This window comes from Paraburkholderia sp. EB58 (assembly GCF_050436665.1).
Classification (GTDB): domain Bacteria; phylum Pseudomonadota; class Gammaproteobacteria; order Burkholderiales; family Burkholderiaceae; genus Paraburkholderia.
The window spans coordinates 117,183-132,824 of record NZ_JBNDMQ010000016.1 but is presented as its reverse complement, the minus strand read 5'-3'; the positions used below and the strand labels follow the sequence as shown (position 1 = coordinate 132,824).

The following is a 15,642-nucleotide window of genomic DNA, read 5'->3' as shown; positions in this document are numbered from 1 at the left end:
GCGGATTTCTGCAATTTCGGTATCCTTATTAATATGAATGCCTGGCGAGCGGCGAAGTTCGTCACGGAGAGTAGGGTGCATCCCGTCATTGTCCGTTCGCAAGAGCAAAACGTTCGTTTTGGCAACCTGCGCGTTCCGTCGCGTTTCGAATAACTCCGCTACACTAACGTCTCGATAAGCTCCGTCCACATGCACGAAACATGGCGCCGGTCGTCCGCATCGTCTCGTGGTCCATGCGTCACTGCATGTTCGTGATGGGGTTATCGCTCGTCCTCGCGTTGATAAGCGGCTACTACGTCGCGCATCACTTCAGGATTGACACCGATACCGGCCGGCTGCTAACGCTCGACAAACGATGGAATGCATTGTCGACCGCCATGGACCGTGCGTTTCCGCAACGTGGCGGCTCCATACTCGTTGTGGTCGAAGGGACCGCATCTGAGTTTGTCGATACCGCGGCCGGCATCCTTGCAAATGCTCTCGATACCGACACCAGGCAGTTCACCGCGGTAACCTAGCCTGCCGCCGGCCCGTTCTTCGAACATAATGGTTTGCTCTTCTTACCTCTGCACGATGTTGAGTCGACTACAGCGCAATTGACCGAGGCGCGTCCGCTCATCAACGACCTGGCCCACGACCCGAGTCTGACCGGACTTGCGAACCTGTTGACCTCGACGTTGCTGTTGCCCCTTGAAATCGGTCGGGTCAAGCTGAGTGGGTTGGCTCCGCTTCTCGACCACAGCGCGACTGTGCTGGACCGCGTGCAGGAAAATCAGCACGCGCCGCTCTCATGGCGCGCGGTGGCTGATCCCAGTACGACGTTGCCCGCACGCTCGTTCATTTTCGTACAGGCCGTGCTGGATTACGCGTCGCTCAAGGCGGGTGGGAGTGCGACCGAATTGATTCGCAAAACGGGTACCTCGCTGAACTTGGAAGCCAAATACGGCGTACACATCCACCTCACCGGTCAACAGCCCCCCCTCGCCGACGACGAATTTGCATCGGTGCAGCAGGGCGCGGCATTCAATGGCATCTTCATGTTTCTTGTTGTGCTCGGCATCCTCTGGCTGGCGTTTCGGTCCGCGAAACTGGTGCTTGACAGCACCGCTGCGGGCTAACACGGTGATATTCGACGTATCGAGATTCTTGGCCTTCGACAAGGCATGCCGAACACTTGATTCGAGCTGGTGATTTTGCTTGCGTACAGCCTTTTTGCTCGGTGCTGCTGGAGCATCCGACGAGGTATCGGCAGTTTGGGCATCGACATACGTTATTGCCGTGAACGAAGTAGCGATCAGCCCTGCGATAACGAGATGTTTTTCGGAGCACTGCGGGACGCACTATCCAGGCTAGCGCGGATATCTTATCGACGAGGGCAAGGGGTGCTGTGATGATGAGGCCTCGAGATTTTCTCTTTGTGGCCGTTGTGGCGCTGGTTTCATCGACGCTTTATGCGCAGACTTCGGCGCAGCCGCAAGGGGCTGCCGCGCCCGCGACGACCTTCGGTTCTGCGACGACCGTCGCCAGCAGTAAAAAATCGACGCACGCGCAGAACTATCGATTTGAGAGTGCAGTGTTGCGCGCAATCTATAAGAACCGCTCCGTTTGAGCTGTCGGAATTTATGTTTCTGGCAACGCCGCAACGGGCAGCGTAGTGCTTAGAGGGTACATCAACGATCCGGCACAGGAACAGGCGGCGATCAGTGCTGCGCGTCAGGTCGCTGGTGTCACGAAGGTCACGAGCAGGTTGACGTTGCAAGAGCATGGGGACTATTGACCTGCGCAACCTGGTGACGTGTGCGAAGGCGTTTGGTGGTCCGGCGCCTGGTAGCGCGATCGCTTTTTTTCAGGAGAAAACCCCTGAATTCGCCCGCTGCGCCGTCGCGCGCCGAGCCCGGCAATCTTCGATTGCCGGGAATCGATCAGGTGCGCCTTCGTCGCCACTGAAATAACGATTGCTCGGAATGCCAGCCGGCGTGGGTGCCCCGATCTTCTTCAGCGTTTGCTGGCGCTGGGTGACTAACTGGCACCTCAGCCTCGCGACATCAGGGTTCTGTTTAAGCACGGGAGTCAGATCGTTCTTTTTTAGACAGTAGGTCACCGCATCCGTGAGTGTCGTGATCTTGACGCGCGCGGACAATGCGCCGAGCACGCCCCCCTCGCCGACCGTTTCGCCAGGGCCTAGCGCAAAGCCAAAAATCAGGGGGTTGTCCACGCGGGCCTTAAAGCGGGATGGATTGAACGGAGAATGTGCAAACTCGGGGCGGTTCCCCAGCAAAGTGTGGCTTAACGGTGTGACTCAGTCTTGCGGAATGACACGGATTTTTATTCGAATGCGCGCGCTCCCTCCCACCGGGGCGGCGACTCGGCAAGGCAATGATGCTGCCTGTGTTGGTTGCGCGTCGGCACGGACGGCACCCGCTTCTGTGCTTGAGCGTAGCGGTTCGCCGATGTAGAAACGCAACTAACGGTGGAGCGATTCGCTTCCCATCTTGTCCGCCGCGGGCGGCGGACAAAGCAGCGCCCAAGAAGGCGGGCCGCCCCGTTGCTGCGATCAGGCTTGGTTTGACTCTTTTGCGGTATGTTTGTACAGTTATGTTAACCAATTTCGTACGAGATTCAGTCATGTCATTCCGAACCCATGATGTAGTGCCCATTAGCGAAGCCCGCTCGCGGCTCACCGAGTTGGCCGAAGACGTGGTCGCGGGCGCCGAGAAGGTGCTCACGAAGAACGGCTCTGCGTACGTTGCGATTGTCGACGCACGCAAGCTGGACTACTACCACGCCCTGGAAGCGGAGCATGGCCGGCTGGTTATGCTGGATGACGCCGAGAGGAGTCTTCAGGATGCGCTCGCTGGCCGGGTCAAACCGTTGGGAGAACTGCGCGACTCCATGCGGCAACGCGCTGCGTCGAAGAAATGATGCGTGTTGATTTTGCGGAGACCCTCGAGGAACGGCTGGAGGCGATTCAGGAATTCTTGCTCGTGCAAGATGTTCATTCGGCAGCAGACAGGATGGAAGAGTTGATAAGCGAAATCGTCCGTTTCGGCGATCTCGTCGCGCTTCACCCAAAAATTGGCCGTCCTGCGGGGATGCTGGCTACTAACACGGTCGAAGGTCAAAGCCGGTCGGAACGCGTACTGCGACTGGCGAGTAAAGCGAACCTTCCTGAAATTCGGGAGTACGTCATCCGCTCCTATCTGATTTTGTACGCACACTCTGATACCCATGTTTTGCTGTTGTCCATTCGCCACCAGCGAGAGTTGAGGTATATGCCGGGGTAGGCCCCTACCTCGATTCAGTCGTTCCTTGCCACGACTTTTCCTCTGGCCACTACCAGCTTTCGCTTTGGCCGCTCGACCACGGCTTGAGCGGTTGTCTCAGCCGTTACCAGCACCAGATCGCCGCGCGCACCTTCGTGCAATCCGTAGTTCTCGAAACCGCAAGCTTTCGCGCCTTGTGTGCTGATGCAATCGAACGCAAGTTCCAGGTCATCGTCGCGTCGCAAGTCGTATCGCATGCCCAGGTGCATCGCGCGCTCGAGCATGTCGGGGGTGCCATACGGAGACCACATGTCACGTATTCCATCGTTGCCTGCAAACAGCGTAACGCCCGCATCCCTGCAGGCGTGCCACGGCGGTACCTCCACCGAGGACGGTGCCGTGGTGAGCACCGACACTCCCAGCTTTGCAATCCTCGACAACAACGCATCGCGTTCGCGCGCAGCCAGCATGCCAAGACAAAACGCATGACTGACCACCACGCGGCCTTGCAGCCCCAAGGCTTGCACGCGGTCGAGCAGCAAGCCGAACGTGAACGCACCGATCTCTCCCGGTTCGTGGAGATGGATATCGATCGGTTTTTGGTGGCGATCGGCGGTGGCAAACGTGATATCGAGCGATGCCACCGGATCCTGGTCGATCAGCGATGGATCGAGCGCGCCGAGGACATCGGCACCGTCTTGCAACGCTTCATTCAACAGCTCGCTCGTACCGGGACGGCGCAGCACGCCAGATTGCGGGAAGGCGACGATCTGGATTTCCATCACGTCCTTCAGCGTCTCGCGCGTCTCGACCACGCCGTGCAAATGCCGCAGGCCCGCGTCTGTGTCGATGTCGACGTGCGTCCTCAGTCGCGTCGTTCCGAGCGCGAGAAACGCGCGGGCGAGCGCGAGCGACTGTTTGGCGGCATCGTGCTGCGTGGCTGCGCGCCATGTCCGCTCGTTTTCGATGCGGTGCACGAGGGTCGGGCCCACGTCGTTACGAACCCAGGGCATGCCCCAATTCGTCTTGTCGAGATGCGTATGGCCTTCCACGAAGCCCGGCAGCACGAGTGCGCCCCCACCGCCTTCATGCGCGGCATGAGGGTCACGTTCGAGGTTGGTACCGATCTTCTCTATCAGACCGTTGGCAATGGCGATGTCAACCCGTTTCCCGTCGCGTTGCCGCACGTTCGTGATCAGCAGGTTCCTGTTAATAAGACCTCCTGGCTCAGCGGACTTCGAAAATACCATCCACTTCCACCGTTGCACCAGCCGGCAGCGTTGCCACGCCAACTGCGGTGCGCGCATGGCGGCCGGGTTCCCCGAACACCGCGAACATCAGGTCCGAAGCGCCGTTGATGACCTTGGGGACGTCGGGATAGCCCGGCGTGCAATAAACGAACCCGCCCAGCCGATGGCAACTCACGACGCGGTCGAGATCGCCTTCGAGTGCGAGGTGAAGCGACGCCAGCAGATTCAGCGCACAGATCTGTGCGGCTTTTTGAGCGGCTTCAAGATCGTGTTTCTCGCCGACAGGTCCAGCGTAGCGGACGTCGCCTCCCCACTCGCAAATCTGGCCGGCGAGAAAGATCAGCGGGCCGGTGCGCGAATACGGTTTGAAGGCGCCGCGCGGTACCGGCACTTTCGGAAGAACCAGACCAAGCGCTTCAAGACGTTTTGCCGGTGAATCGTTTGTGGTCATAGCCCTATCTCCTCATTAACGACAACTCGCGTTGTGGCTTGCAAAGATTGTGGCGTTGCACGACATCCGTCGCGGGAATTGTCCCATTGTTGGGATGGTCGCACAAATTGGCTGGTGAGCGGGCGTTTCAAGCTGCCATGCGTGTGCAACGGAAAGTTGGGTACGCGGCTTGCGCATGGTGATGAACGCAATGTTCCGCGTCTGCACTCATCTGGAGCAACTCGCCATGACCAAGGCCGCTATTTTCGATATCGACGGAACGCTGATTGATTCTGTGGACCTGCATGCATGCGCATGGCAGGAAGCGTTCGCCATGTTCGGGCACGACGTCACGTTCGAACAAGCCCGGAGCCAGATCGGCAAGGGCGGCGACCAGCTCATTCCCGTTTTCCTTTCCGAGGCCCAGCAACAGGATTACGGCGACGCGCTAGAAGAATGGCGCGGGACGCGGTTCAGGACGACATACCTGCCGATGGTTCGCCCATTCTCAGCAGTGCCGGAACTGCTACGACGCGTGCGCGAAGCCGGTCTCATGGTGGCAGTCGCTTCGTCGGCCCAAGAGGCAGAACTGGAGGTTTATCTCGATGTCGCGGGTATCACAAAGCTGGTGGACGAATGCACATCCTCCGGCGACGCCGACAAGTCAAAGCCGGCGCCCGACATTTTTGAAGTGGCACTGCAGAAGTTAGGGATTGCCGCGGCCGATGCCATGGCGATCGGCGATACCCCCTACGATGCGCAAGCGGCTGGCAGGGCAGGGATGCAAACCATTGGAATGCTATGCGGTGGGTTTACGGAAGCCAGTCTTCGGGCAGGTGGATGCATCGCAGTCTATCCAGGTCCTGGTGCGCTACTGGCCTGCTTCGACGCATCTCCACTGATGAGCAGCCCCCAACCTCGTATAGCGGACGCTTCGCCTCGAAATCAACCCCTGTCACCGTTGCAGACCCAGGGCGCCGGTCGCGCCTGACATCAAGGAGTCCTTATGTACCCCGTTACGCTGAACCCGTTTCCATTGCACCAACGCGCGACGGCCGTGGAAGCGGTCTTCGATTGCACCAGTGAGTTCTTTGGTGGTTACAAAAGACTTGTCGAATTGAATGTACAGAGCGTAAAAACGTCAATCTCTGGGCAGCAGGCCTTGGCCGACGCGGCGCTGTCTGCGCAATCTCTGAGTGAGCTCATTGAGCTGCACTCGCAGCAACTTTCGGCCGCCGTCAAAAAGACCTGCGCATACTGGCGACATGTGGAAGACATTACTCTTGAGACGACAAATCGGTTCTTTACAGCGATGTTCGCGCACTCCGGAAGTCTTCTGCAGAGCGCTTGTCGTGAACCGTTTACGGGCAAGCCGAAGTTCAGGTTGGATGACAACTCTTCATTGCGAGAGCGTTTATAACGGTGCGTCCGCGCCGATTGCCTGTACGGGCTTGCGCTGATAGCCCGTGGTCGCGAGCAACAGGCTGCGCGTGTACTCATGCTCGACCTGTTGCGCGCGAATGGCCTCGATATCGCGTTGCTCGACGATCTCGCCATTACGCATGACGCCGACGCGCGAGCAGAGAAAGCCGACCACCGCCAGGTTGTGGCTCACGAGGATCATCGTCAGATTGCGTTCGCGATGAAGTCGCCGCAGCAGGTTGAGGATCTCGGCCTGCACGGACACATCGAGCGCGGATGTCGGCTCATCGAGCAGCAGCACACGCGGTTCGACAATGAGCGCTCGCGCGATTGCGACGCGCTGCCTCTGGCCCCCCGACAGCTGATGCGGATAGCGGAAGCGATATGCCGGCCCCAACCCGACTTCGCGCAGCGCATCGACGATGCGTTCACCCTGCCGATCGGTGCCGTTGATTGTCAGCGGCTCGCGCAAAGTCTGATCGACGGTGAAGCGCGGATGCAGCGAGCCGTATGGATCCTGGAAAACCATTTGTACGTCGCGTCGAAAGGCGCGGTTGATCTTCTCTCCGGTCACATGCGAGCCGATCTTCATATGGCCACCGGCGATGGGCGCGAGCCCGGTCAACGCGCGCAGCACCGTCGACTTGCCGGATCCGGATTCGCCGACCAGCCCGAACACTTCTCCTTCGCCGACATGAAAGCTGGCCTCGCGCACTGCGTCGAAATGACCAGTCTTCGTCCTGAAGCGGACCGTAAGGGCGCTGACGTCGATCATGCTGCCGCTCCTGTCGATTGCGTGAGCCACGCTGCGTCCCGCTTCAGCACGGGCAGTTCATCGGGCGGATTGACGAGCGGGGGATTTGCCGCGAGCAGGCCGCGCGTATAAGGATGCTGGGCCTGGGCGAGATCGCGTGCCGTGCAGGTTTCCACCACGCGCCCCGCGTACATCACGACGACTCGGTCGCAGAACGACATCACGAGCGGCAGATCATGGCTGATGAAAATGAGGCCCGTATCGTGCTTTTCGATCATTTCGTCGAGAACCCCGAGCACCTGCATCGAGACGAGCACATCGAGCGCACTGGTCGGCTCGTCGGCGATGAGAAGTCGCGGACCAGACGACACCATCATGGCGATCATCACGCGTTGCCCCATGCCGCCCGACAACTCATGCGGGTAGGCATCGGCGACACGCTCCGGATTGCGGATATGCACCGCTGCCAGCGCCGTGATGATCTTCTCTCGCATCTCGCGGCGGCCGAGCTTCGGGCCATGCAGGTCGAACGCTTCGCGCATCTGCTGCGCGACGGTCATCACCGGGTTCAGCGAGTATTTAGGATCCTGAAGGATCATGCCAATGTGCTGGCCGCACAGTTGCCGGCGCTTGCGTGCTGACATCGCCAGCAGATCCTGACCATCGAACTTCATTGCCTTTGCATGGTATTGCGCGTCAGGCGGCAGCAGGCCGAGCAGTGCACGTCCGGTTAGCGATTTGCCCGAACCGGATTCGCCGACGATGCCGAGCCGCTCGCCGCGATGGAGCGTCAGCGACAGGCCGCGCACGGCTTCCATCAATTCGCCGTCGTGTCCACGAAAGCCAATTCGCAGGTCGTCTATTTCACATAGGGGGTGGGTCATATCGGCGGACATGTCAGCCTCCATGGCGCGGATCGAAGACGTCGCGCAGACCGTCGCCGAGCAGGTTGAAGGCGAGGCTCACCAGCAGAATGGCAAAGCCCGGAATGGTGGCCACCCACCACGAGTCGAGCAGCACGTTGCGGCCAGACGCAACCATGAAACCCCACTCGGGGCTCGGCGGTTGCGCGCCGAGGCCGAGAAACCCGAGACCCGCGACGGTGAGAATGATGCCGGCCATATCGAGCGTCGCGCGCACGATCACCGACGACGAGCACAGCGGCACAATGTAGCGCAATAGGATGCGCATCCGCGACGCGCCCTGCAGCCGCGCGACGTGAATGAAATCGGCTTGCACGAGCCGCAGGGTCTCCGCGCGCGAGAGACGTGCATAGGCCGGCCAAGCCGTAATCGAAATCGCGATCACCGCGTTGATGACGCCCGGTCCCAGCGCGGCCGCGAAGGCGAGCGCAAGCACGATCTTCGGAAACGCGAGGGCCACGTCGGTGATCCGCATCAGCACGTTATCGACCCAGCCGCCAAAGAAACCAGCCGTGGTGCCGATCAGGAGGCCGACTGGAACTACGATCACCACGACGAGAATCGCAATCGAGAGAGTGAGCCGCGAGCCGTAGATCAGCCGCGAGAGGATGTCGCGCCCAAGCTGGTCGGTGCCGAACCAGTGCGACGGCGAACCCGGCGGTAGAAGGCGGTCAGAGAGGACTTGTTGCAGCGGATCGTGCGGGGCGATCAGCGGCCCGATGGCCGCGATGATGATCAGCAAGGCGAGAATCACCAAGCCGAACACAGACAGCGGATTGCCCGCGAAGCGTCGCCAGCGCCGATAAGCGAGGCCGAGCGCGGCCTGTTTGCGTGACGCGGGTGTGTCGCTCAGCAACCAGTCTTTCCATCGTCGGGGCGCGGCATTCATCGGCCAGTCCTGTGTTTGCGTTGATTGATCGGATGGGGGCTGCACGAAAGAAACCTCCGGAACATCAGCGAGCGCGAGGATCGAACACACGATAGAGTGCATCGGTCAGCAGATTGAGCGCGATGAAAGTGACGCCGATCACGAGCGTGCTGCCAAGCACTGCATTCATATCGGCATTCAGCAGCGCACCCGTCAGATACGAACCGATACCGGGCCAGGCGAAGACGATTTCGGTCAGCACCGAGCCCTCGAGCAGATAGCTGTACGTGAGTGCGATGACGGTCAAGAGCGGCACGGCGATATTGCCGAAGGCGTGACGCCAGATCACCCGGCGCTCGGGCAAGCCTTTTGCGCGCGCGGTGGTGATGTACTCCTGGCTTAGCTGGTCGAGCATGAACGAACGCGTCATCCGGCTCAGATAAGCGACCGAGTAGTAGCCGAGAATGGCCGCAGGCAGTGCGATATGCGAGAACGCATTGAAGAACACATCCCATTCGCCGGCGATGAGCGAATCGACCAGCAGGCTGCCCGTATGCGTATCGACCATGCCGTCGAAAACGGGATCGACGCGCCCCGGACCGGCTACCCAGTGCAGTTTCGCGTAGAACAGCAGCAGTCCCATCAGCCCAAGCCAGAACACCGGCACTGAACTGCCGACGAGACCGACAAAGCGTGCAACGTGATCGATCCAGCGGTTGTGTCGCACGGCGGCGATCACACCGAGCGGCACGCCTATCAGCACGCCGATGATGGTCGACAGGGTCGCGAGCTCTAGCGTCGCGGGGAACACGCGCTGGATGTCTTCGATGACAGGGTGCGCTGTCAGCAGCGACATGCCGAAGTTGCCATGCAGCACATCGCGCGCGTAGATCAGGAACTGCACGGTGATCGGCTTGTCGAGCCCGAGCTGCAGGCGTGCCGCGGCGTAGGCCGTCGCCGAGGCGCGATCGCCGAGAATGGCCAGCACCGGGTCGATCGGTATCTTGCGGCCGATCACGAACGTGACCGCCAGCAAGCCGGTGAAGGTGATCACGAGCGTGATGATCCAGCGTACGAGGCGCAAGGTCCAGCGCATGCTGGCGCTTTCAGCTGAAAGCGCCAGCATGCGCTGGAAAGTCGTGAGGGGAGTCGACATGATGAGTTCCTCGGTCGAAGGCGAAGCCAGGACAGTTTCGCCTTCGCCGCATACGTTACTGCTTCTTCAGATCACGATACGACACGAGATCGTTGATCGGACCCACGTCGAGACCCGTCACGCCCGGCCGCGCGGCTACCTGCGAGACCTGCTGGAACATGATCACGAAGGGTGAGTTCGCAAGCATCTGCTTCTGCATCGTCTGGTACAGTTCGGCGCGTTTGGCGGTCGACGATTCGGCAAGCGCCGCGTTGGTTTCCTTCGTCAGATCAGGAATATCCCACGAATTGCGCCACGCCAGCATCTTGTAGGCCGACTTGTCGGAGTTGTCCGGATTCCAGGCGAAGCCCTGCGCATTGCTGTGTGGGTCGATGTAGTCCGCCGACCATTCGCCGATATAGATGTCGTGCGAGCGTGAGCGGTACTTCGCAAGCGTCTGCTTGTTGTCGCCCGGGATGATCTGAACCTTGATACCGCCCTGGGCGAGATTGGCCTGCACGGCTTCGGCGATTTCGCTGTACGGGTATCCGTTACGCACGTCCATCGTCACGGAGAAGCCATTCGGAAGCCCGGCTTTCACCAGCAGCGCCTTGGCCTTTGCGACGTTTTGCTGGTACGGATTCGCGTTCAGCGCGCCGAGAAAGCCTTCCGGAAGGAACGTTTCGTGCACCTTGTAGGTGGTCTTCGCAACGTTGCTCTGAATGCCGTTATAGTCGATCAGCCACTTCATCGCTTGCTGGACTTCCGGTTTTGCCAGGTTCGGATTCTTGACGTTGAGGCCGAGGTACAGAAGCGTCGCCTGCGGGACGGCGGTCACACGCGACTTGCCGGACTTCGTCAGCGCGACGAGATCATCCGGGCTCAGATTGCGGGCCACATCGACGTCGCCGTTCTCGAGCAGCAGGCGCTGGCTTGATGCCTCCGGCACGTGACGCAGCACAATGCGCTTCATCGCGAGTGGTAAGCGATAGCCGTCGAAGCGCTGCAGCACGATGCTGTCGTTGGCCGTCCACTTGACGAGCTTGTAGGCGCCGGAGCCTGCCTCGTTCGTGCGCAGCCAGTCGTTGCCGAAGTCATTCGCTTTCTGGTGCGAAAGCAGCAACTGCTTGTCCACCACCGACGCAGGCCACGCGCCGAGCACGTTCAGGACAAACGTCGGGGCGTATTTCTGGTCTGTCGTCACACTGACGGTTGTGTCATCAACCTTCTTCACGTTGTTGAGCACATTGTCCTTGGTCAGGCCGATACCCTGCAGCACGGCGGCCGCACCTTTGTCGAGCAGGACCGTGCGCTGGATCGACCAGGCGACGTCGTCGGCGGTCAACGGATTGCCCGAATGGAACTTGAGACCCGGGCGGATCTTGAACGTGAAGGTCAGGCCGTCGGGGCTGACGGTCCATGATTGCGCGACATCGCCGTTGAACTTCGAGGGATCTTTCAGATCGACCCGCACCAGCCGGTCATAGGTATTCGCCACATATTCTTCGGGCACCAGCTCGTAAACTTCGCCGGGATCGAGCGTGGTGAATTCGTCGAGGAAAGTCGCCATGACCAACATGTCTTTCGGCGTTGCCGCCTCAGCAGGGCTGGCCGCTGTGAACGACAGGGTCAAGGCGGTGGCGATCGCTGCCGCCGCCAGTGCATTGCGCAATACAAGTTTCATACTCGCTCCATTGGAGTGGAACCTGTCAGGGAACAACGGATGGGGAAATCGAAAGCCACTACATGAGACGTAACGGACCGCTTTCGCCGTTGTCGATCAGAGGCAGCGCACGGGAGCCAGGTAGCTCGTAATGCCACCATTCGCTCTTGATGTGCGCGAAGCCCGCGGCGTGCATGATGCCGAGCAGTAACAGACGGTTGCGTTGCACGTGCTCGGGCAGGCCGGGATGGAAGTGTTCCGACTCGATCGTCATGGCGTCGAAGCCCGTGCCCATATCGAGTTCGCTGCCGCTGGCGTCTAGCAGCGTCAGGTCGATTGCCGTGCCGCGGCTATGGTTTGAACCGCGGCCAAGCTCAGCCACGTAGGTGGGATCGGGCAGGAAATCCCAAAGCACCTGTTGCGCCTCTGGCGGACGGTAGGCGTCGAAAATCCGCAGTGCCAGGCCGGCGTCGCGGGCAACCTCAACTGCCTTGCGCAAACCGGCTTCCGCGGGTTCGAGCAGCAGGCAATGGGCTTCCTTGTAGATGGGCCTTCCGGTCAGGTTGCGCTCGGTGGCATAGACGAGGTCGATGTCGACGCCATGCGTGGCGGGCGTGATTTCGATGAGTCGCTGTTCTGTCATGGAGGAGGCGTGGTGGGATACCGGATGAAAGAAGGCAGGCTGCGCACGCGTCCTCAACGAGTTGCGTTTCGACGTCGGAAAAGTCGTTTGTGGAAGGCATGTGCTGTCTGCCGTGTACTTGTTTTTGTCAATGTACTCAGAAAATGAACACAAAACAATAAAAGTACAAAAATCAAGTTACTAGATGATTTATAAGGAATTAATGTGATCTAGAATCAAAACTGTTCGTTTTTGTGACGTGCGAGTGTCGCGCAATCGCGTTGCGCGACACTCGCCGGTAGCCTGCGCGGACCGCCGATACTGATCGAGGTATGCGACGACACGATTCAAGTTAATGCGTGACAGATCTGCCCCATTCGCCCTGTTGACCACTCCGTGACCTCAGACGAGTCGATGCTCATGGAACCAGACCGTCCATGGGAATGGCCGGCATACGCCCTGCGATGAGGTCCGCAGTAATGCGCGCTGAACCGTGAGACATTGTCCAGCCGATGTGGCCATGACCTGTATTCAGGTAGAGGTTTCCGTACTTCCTGCGTCCAAAGAACGGCAGGTTAGTCGGAGTCATTGGACGCAGGCCCGCCCACATTTCCGCACGGTCGTAGTCACCTCCGTCGGGGTAAAGCTCTTGCGTGACCCGTTTCATGAACTCGAAGTCCGACGGTTTGTGCGTCGTGTTATACCCGGCGAATTCTGCTGTCGCGGTGACACGAATCCTGTCGCCGAATCGCGAAATGGCAACGAGATTGTGTTCGTCGACGACCGCCACATTGGGCGGTTGCATGTGACCCTCGATGGGGATGGTGAGCGAATAGCCCTTCACCGGATAGATAGGCAGATTGATTCCAATTTTCCGGGCCAGAATCGGACTGTAGCTGCCGAGCGCGAGTACATACGCATCTCCCGTCAGAACGCCTTTGTCGGTACGTACCCCGGCAATCTGCCCGCCTGTTACTTCGAGCGTCTGGATGTTGGTATTGTTCAGAACGTTAGCGCCTCGCGAGACAATAATTTCCGCCAACGCCCGGGTAAACTTGGCTGAGTCGCCGGTTTCGTCCGTTGGGCAGTAAATCGCGCCGACAATCTCGTCCTTCGCCGACGAGAGCGAAGGGTCGAGCAACACAACTTCGTCTCGATTCAGGACCTTGATAAGCTGACCATCCGACTCCAGAAGCTTCATTTGCGCGACACCTCGGTCCAGCGCCTCCTGGCTTCTATGGAAGTAGATGATGCCCCGGTCGTTGCGGTCGTAGCTGACGGATTCCGTTTTGATGACGTCCTGGAGAACAGACTGCGAGTACGCGGCGAGTCGATGCTTTAGCAGCGTGTTACGTCGTGCTTTCTCGGAGTTGCACTCCATCAGAAAGAGCCACGACCAGCTGTACAGTCTTGGGTCGGCCGAGAATTTGAAACGAAGAGCCTGGTCGCGTAGCACCAGGGACTTGAGCAGAATCATCGGCGCCTTCGGTGACGACCAGACGAAAGAGTGTCCCGGCGCAACCATCCCTGCATTGCCCCAGCTGGTTTCACCTGCGACCATGGGTTGCCTGTCAATGACCGTTACATCGTGTCCATCTCTTTGCAGCTGATACGCGGTAGTAACGCCCACCACTCCGCCGCCGAGCACAATAACTTTCATGACGCCCTCAATCTGAAACGTGGAATGACTTTGTGCCGGCGCGGTTGTGGCCGTGCAATACGGCCTTTACCGGCTTATAAAGTGTCGACACCAATGTATATTACGAACAAAAAAGTAAAGCAATGAGAGATATCGCTGACCCTCGCAAGATAGCGGATTTGTCTATAAAAGTGTCGACAATAGTGTGTGATGTGAGCTAGCCTATGAGAACTTTCACATGACGGTATGGAGGGTTTTATGCAGATCAAGCGCTATGAAAGTGGCAAGCGGATGAGTCAGGCGGTGGTGTACTCGGGGTTTGCGTTTCTTGCTGGGCAGGTTGCCGATGACCCGAGCCAAGACGTAAAGGGTCAAACCAAGCAGATTCTCGCGAAGATTGACCGGCTTCTCGAACAGGTTGGCTCAGGCAAAGCCAAAATTTTGTCGGCAAGCATCTGGCTTGCTGACTACAACTCGTTCAATGAGATGAATGAGGTGTGGGACGCCTGGGTTCCCGAGGGTGATGCTCCGGCGCGGGCGTGCGTCGAATCGAAGCTCGCGTTCCCGCAGTACACCGTCGAAATCGGGGTGATCGCCGCAGTCTGACCTGCAGGTAATCGATGGCGCACTGCTGCGCAAACCCGAACTCGCTAGCAGGACAGGCTGACAACGTGAATGGGATAGGGCAAGAATGGACACTCTCGAAGCTGAAGAGCGCTATGTGAAACTCGACTTCACCCTCGATGATGGAATTTCTCATCGCGCTGCAATCGGTCTGGTCGTGCTGGCGACCGACCACACGATTGAATACGAGTGGCGCAAGCTACTCGCTATCCAGGGCGTCGGATTCTACGAAAGTCGCATTATGAATGCGGCGGAAATCACACCCGAGACGCTCAGGGAAATGGATACGCTCATTGCGCCAGGCGTTGAAGTCATCCGTCCTGGCGAGCGGCTTGATGTTGTTGCATTTGGTTGTACATCCGCATCCATGGTTCTGGGTGAAGGCCACGTCATTGAGCGCATCAAGGAGGCTCGGCCGAACGCGGCTTGTACCACACCAATCACCGCTGCAAGGGTTGCGTTGAACTCCCTCGGAGCCAAACGGGTTGCGCTACTTACTCCTTACTTGCGTACCATTACCGAATCGATGGGCGACTATCTGATTGCTCGCGGCGTGAACATCGTCAGGATGGGGTCGTTTGAGCATTCTGACGACAACGAAGTGGCGCGAATCGATGCCAGGTCTGTTCGGGACGCGATTCTGGAGCTAGGGAGGCACGACGATGTGGATGCCGTCTTCGTTTCGTGCACGTCATTGCGGCTAGCCGACGAGGTTGCATCCATTGAAGCTGAACTGGGAAAACCTGTGACTTCCAGCAACCATGCGATGGCATGGCATTCACTGCGATTGGGCGGCGTCAAGGATGAACTGCCGCAATTCGGCCGTTTGTTTACTGTGCAAAGCAGCGAACAGTAGAACACGTCGTCCGAGTAGTTCTCGGACTCCGTAGATGTTAATCACATGACACCTCCCCTCAGGCCCTGTAGACCCGACTGCTTTTTCGGCTCTACAGGGCCTTCGCATACACGTGTCGCTTTTCAGTTCAGCGCCGTGATTGTTGATTTATGCCGAAGGCGTCTCAAGCCGCCGATGGCAGCGATGCGGAGTG

Annotated in this window: 19 protein-coding genes; 9 read left to right on the top strand and 10 right to left on the bottom strand. The window is 59.0% G+C overall.

Annotated features, from left to right (window positions below; translation table 11 throughout):
- The first annotated feature begins 200 nt into the window (after window positions 1-200).
- From P3T40_RS23400 to P3T40_RS23390, 3 genes are all read left to right on the top strand, one after another.
- Complete coding sequence (locus P3T40_RS23400; protein WP_429270081.1) at window positions 201-518, top strand: hypothetical protein; 318 nt, start codon at window positions 201-203, stop codon at window positions 516-518.
- Window positions 519-551: 33 nt separating this feature from the next.
- Window positions 552-1,118 carry a hypothetical protein gene (locus P3T40_RS23395; RefSeq protein ID WP_429270080.1) on the top strand — a complete coding sequence of 189 codons (567 nt, stop codon included), beginning with the start codon at window positions 552-554 and terminating at the stop codon, window positions 1,116-1,118.
- A gap of 536 nt (window positions 1,119-1,654) precedes the next feature.
- Complete coding sequence (locus tag P3T40_RS23390; protein WP_429270079.1) at window positions 1,655-1,777, top strand: BON domain-containing protein; 123 nt, start codon at window positions 1,655-1,657, stop codon at window positions 1,775-1,777.
- Between the two features lie 69 nt (window positions 1,778-1,846).
- Here the strand turns inward: P3T40_RS23390 and P3T40_RS23385 are convergent, their stop codons facing one another.
- Window positions 1,847-2,215 carry a hypothetical protein gene (locus P3T40_RS23385; protein ID WP_429270078.1) on the bottom strand — a complete coding sequence of 123 codons (369 nt, stop codon included), beginning with the start codon at window positions 2,213-2,215 and terminating at the stop codon, window positions 1,847-1,849.
- Between the two features lie 410 nt (window positions 2,216-2,625).
- On the opposite strand from P3T40_RS23385, the gene P3T40_RS23380 reads away from it, so the two are divergent.
- Window positions 2,626-2,922: a type II toxin-antitoxin system Phd/YefM family antitoxin gene (locus P3T40_RS23380; RefSeq protein ID WP_429270077.1), complete on the top strand. Its 297-nt coding sequence runs from the start codon at window positions 2,626-2,628 to the stop codon at window positions 2,920-2,922.
- Complete coding sequence (locus P3T40_RS23375; RefSeq protein WP_429270076.1) at window positions 2,922-3,284, top strand: type II toxin-antitoxin system RelE/ParE family toxin; 363 nt, start codon at window positions 2,922-2,924, stop codon at window positions 3,282-3,284. Before P3T40_RS23380 ends, P3T40_RS23375 begins: the two co-directional genes overlap by 1 nt.
- A 14-nt stretch (window positions 3,285-3,298) precedes the next feature.
- Here the strand turns inward: P3T40_RS23375 and P3T40_RS23370 are convergent, their stop codons facing one another.
- Together P3T40_RS23370 and P3T40_RS23365 are read right to left on the bottom strand one after the other, a co-directional pair.
- A complete protein-coding gene (locus P3T40_RS23370) occupies window positions 3,299-4,513 on the bottom strand; it encodes an amidohydrolase family protein (RefSeq protein WP_429270075.1) in 1,215 nt (404 codons plus the stop codon).
- Window positions 4,491-4,964 (bottom strand): RidA family protein, encoded by a 474-nt coding sequence (locus P3T40_RS23365; protein WP_429270074.1) that lies wholly within the window; start codon window positions 4,962-4,964, stop codon window positions 4,491-4,493. The genes P3T40_RS23370 and P3T40_RS23365 overlap by 23 nt, the downstream gene beginning before the upstream one ends.
- A gap of 226 nt (window positions 4,965-5,190) precedes the next feature.
- Here P3T40_RS23365 and P3T40_RS23360 point away from each other — a divergent pair, with 226 nt between their 5' ends.
- Both P3T40_RS23360 and P3T40_RS23355 read left to right on the top strand, forming a co-directional pair.
- Window positions 5,191-5,934: an HAD family hydrolase gene (locus P3T40_RS23360; RefSeq protein WP_429270073.1), complete on the top strand. Its 744-nt coding sequence runs from the start codon at window positions 5,191-5,193 to the stop codon at window positions 5,932-5,934.
- Window positions 5,935-5,949: 15 nt separating this feature from the next.
- Window positions 5,950-6,363 carry a phasin family protein gene (locus P3T40_RS23355; RefSeq protein ID WP_429270072.1) on the top strand — a complete coding sequence of 138 codons (414 nt, stop codon included), beginning with the start codon at window positions 5,950-5,952 and terminating at the stop codon, window positions 6,361-6,363.
- Here P3T40_RS23355 and P3T40_RS23350 read toward each other — a convergent pair.
- The 7 genes from P3T40_RS23350 to P3T40_RS23320 form a co-directional block, all read right to left on the bottom strand.
- The gene (locus P3T40_RS23350) at window positions 6,358-7,140 is read right to left on the bottom strand and encodes an ABC transporter ATP-binding protein (RefSeq protein ID WP_429270071.1); all 783 of its coding nucleotides are present in this window, start codon (window positions 7,138-7,140) and stop codon (window positions 6,358-6,360) included. The genes P3T40_RS23355 and P3T40_RS23350 overlap by 6 nt on opposite strands.
- Window positions 7,137-8,015 (bottom strand): ABC transporter ATP-binding protein, encoded by an 879-nt coding sequence (locus P3T40_RS23345; protein WP_429270070.1) that lies wholly within the window; start codon window positions 8,013-8,015, stop codon window positions 7,137-7,139. Before P3T40_RS23345 ends, P3T40_RS23350 begins: the two co-directional genes overlap by 4 nt.
- A gap of 1 nt (window position 8,016) precedes the next feature.
- On the bottom strand, window positions 8,017-8,931 hold the full coding sequence (gene nikC / locus P3T40_RS23340; protein ID WP_429270069.1) for a nickel transporter permease: 915 nt from the start codon (window positions 8,929-8,931) through the stop codon (window positions 8,017-8,019).
- A 64-nt stretch (window positions 8,932-8,995) separates the two neighbouring features.
- A complete protein-coding gene (locus P3T40_RS23335; RefSeq protein ID WP_429270141.1) occupies window positions 8,996-10,036 on the bottom strand; it encodes an ABC transporter permease in 1,041 nt (346 codons plus the stop codon).
- Window positions 10,037-10,121: 85 nt separating this feature from the next.
- Window positions 10,122-11,729 (bottom strand): ABC transporter substrate-binding protein, encoded by a 1,608-nt coding sequence (locus tag P3T40_RS23330; RefSeq protein WP_429270068.1) that lies wholly within the window; start codon window positions 11,727-11,729, stop codon window positions 10,122-10,124.
- A 58-nt stretch (window positions 11,730-11,787) separates the two neighbouring features.
- Window positions 11,788-12,351, bottom strand: a complete 564-nt coding sequence (ddpX, locus tag P3T40_RS23325; protein ID WP_429270067.1) for a D-alanyl-D-alanine dipeptidase — start codon at window positions 12,349-12,351, stop codon at window positions 11,788-11,790.
- A gap of 397 nt (window positions 12,352-12,748) precedes the next feature.
- Window positions 12,749-13,990 (bottom strand): D-amino acid dehydrogenase, encoded by a 1,242-nt coding sequence (locus tag P3T40_RS23320; protein WP_429270066.1) that lies wholly within the window; start codon window positions 13,988-13,990, stop codon window positions 12,749-12,751.
- Window positions 13,991-14,227: 237 nt separating this feature from the next.
- Between P3T40_RS23320 and P3T40_RS23315 the strand changes: the two genes are divergently transcribed.
- Together P3T40_RS23315 and P3T40_RS23310 are read left to right on the top strand one after the other, a co-directional pair.
- The gene (locus P3T40_RS23315) at window positions 14,228-14,575 is read left to right on the top strand and encodes a RidA family protein (protein WP_429270065.1); all 348 of its coding nucleotides are present in this window, start codon (window positions 14,228-14,230) and stop codon (window positions 14,573-14,575) included.
- Between the two features lie 85 nt (window positions 14,576-14,660).
- A complete protein-coding gene (locus P3T40_RS23310) occupies window positions 14,661-15,449 on the top strand; it encodes a maleate cis-trans isomerase family protein (RefSeq protein WP_429270064.1) in 789 nt (262 codons plus the stop codon).
- The last annotated feature ends 193 nt before the right edge of the window (window positions 15,450-15,642 follow it).

Excerpts from the sequence above, each read along its gene's own strand:
- P3T40_RS23400 (WP_429270081.1), top strand. The coding sequence starts at position 201 with ATGGCGCCGGTCGTCCGCATCGTCTCGTGGTCCATGCGTCACTGCATG.
- P3T40_RS23380 (WP_429270077.1), top strand. The coding sequence starts at position 2,626 with ATGTCATTCCGAACCCATGATGTAGTGCCCATTAGCGAAGCCCGCTCG.
- P3T40_RS23375 (WP_429270076.1), top strand. The coding sequence starts at position 2,922 with ATGCGTGTTGATTTTGCGGAGACCCTCGAGGAACGGCTGGAGGCGATT.
- P3T40_RS23370 (WP_429270075.1), bottom strand. The coding sequence starts at position 4,513 with ATGGTATTTTCGAAGTCCGCTGAGCCAGGAGGTCTTATTAACAGGAAC.
- P3T40_RS23365 (WP_429270074.1), bottom strand. The coding sequence starts at position 4,964 with ATGACCACAAACGATTCACCGGCAAAACGTCTTGAAGCGCTTGGTCTG.
- P3T40_RS23360 (WP_429270073.1), top strand. The coding sequence starts at position 5,191 with ATGACCAAGGCCGCTATTTTCGATATCGACGGAACGCTGATTGATTCT.
- P3T40_RS23355 (WP_429270072.1), top strand. The coding sequence starts at position 5,950 with ATGTACCCCGTTACGCTGAACCCGTTTCCATTGCACCAACGCGCGACG.
- P3T40_RS23350 (WP_429270071.1), bottom strand. The coding sequence starts at position 7,140 with ATGATCGACGTCAGCGCCCTTACGGTCCGCTTCAGGACGAAGACTGGT.
- P3T40_RS23345 (WP_429270070.1), bottom strand. The coding sequence starts at position 8,015 with ATGTCCGCCGATATGACCCACCCCCTATGTGAAATAGACGACCTGCGA.
- nikC (WP_429270069.1), bottom strand. The coding sequence starts at position 8,931 with ATGAATGCCGCGCCCCGACGATGGAAAGACTGGTTGCTGAGCGACACA.
- P3T40_RS23335 (WP_429270141.1), bottom strand. The coding sequence starts at position 10,036 with ATGCTGGCGCTTTCAGCTGAAAGCGCCAGCATGCGCTGGACCTTGCGC.
- P3T40_RS23330 (WP_429270068.1), bottom strand. The coding sequence starts at position 11,729 with ATGAAACTTGTATTGCGCAATGCACTGGCGGCGGCAGCGATCGCCACC.
- ddpX (WP_429270067.1), bottom strand. The coding sequence starts at position 12,351 with ATGACAGAACAGCGACTCATCGAAATCACGCCCGCCACGCATGGCGTC.
- P3T40_RS23320 (WP_429270066.1), bottom strand. The coding sequence starts at position 13,990 with ATGAAAGTTATTGTGCTCGGCGGCGGAGTGGTGGGCGTTACTACCGCG.
- P3T40_RS23315 (WP_429270065.1), top strand. The coding sequence starts at position 14,228 with ATGCAGATCAAGCGCTATGAAAGTGGCAAGCGGATGAGTCAGGCGGTG.
- P3T40_RS23310 (WP_429270064.1), top strand. The coding sequence starts at position 14,661 with ATGGACACTCTCGAAGCTGAAGAGCGCTATGTGAAACTCGACTTCACC.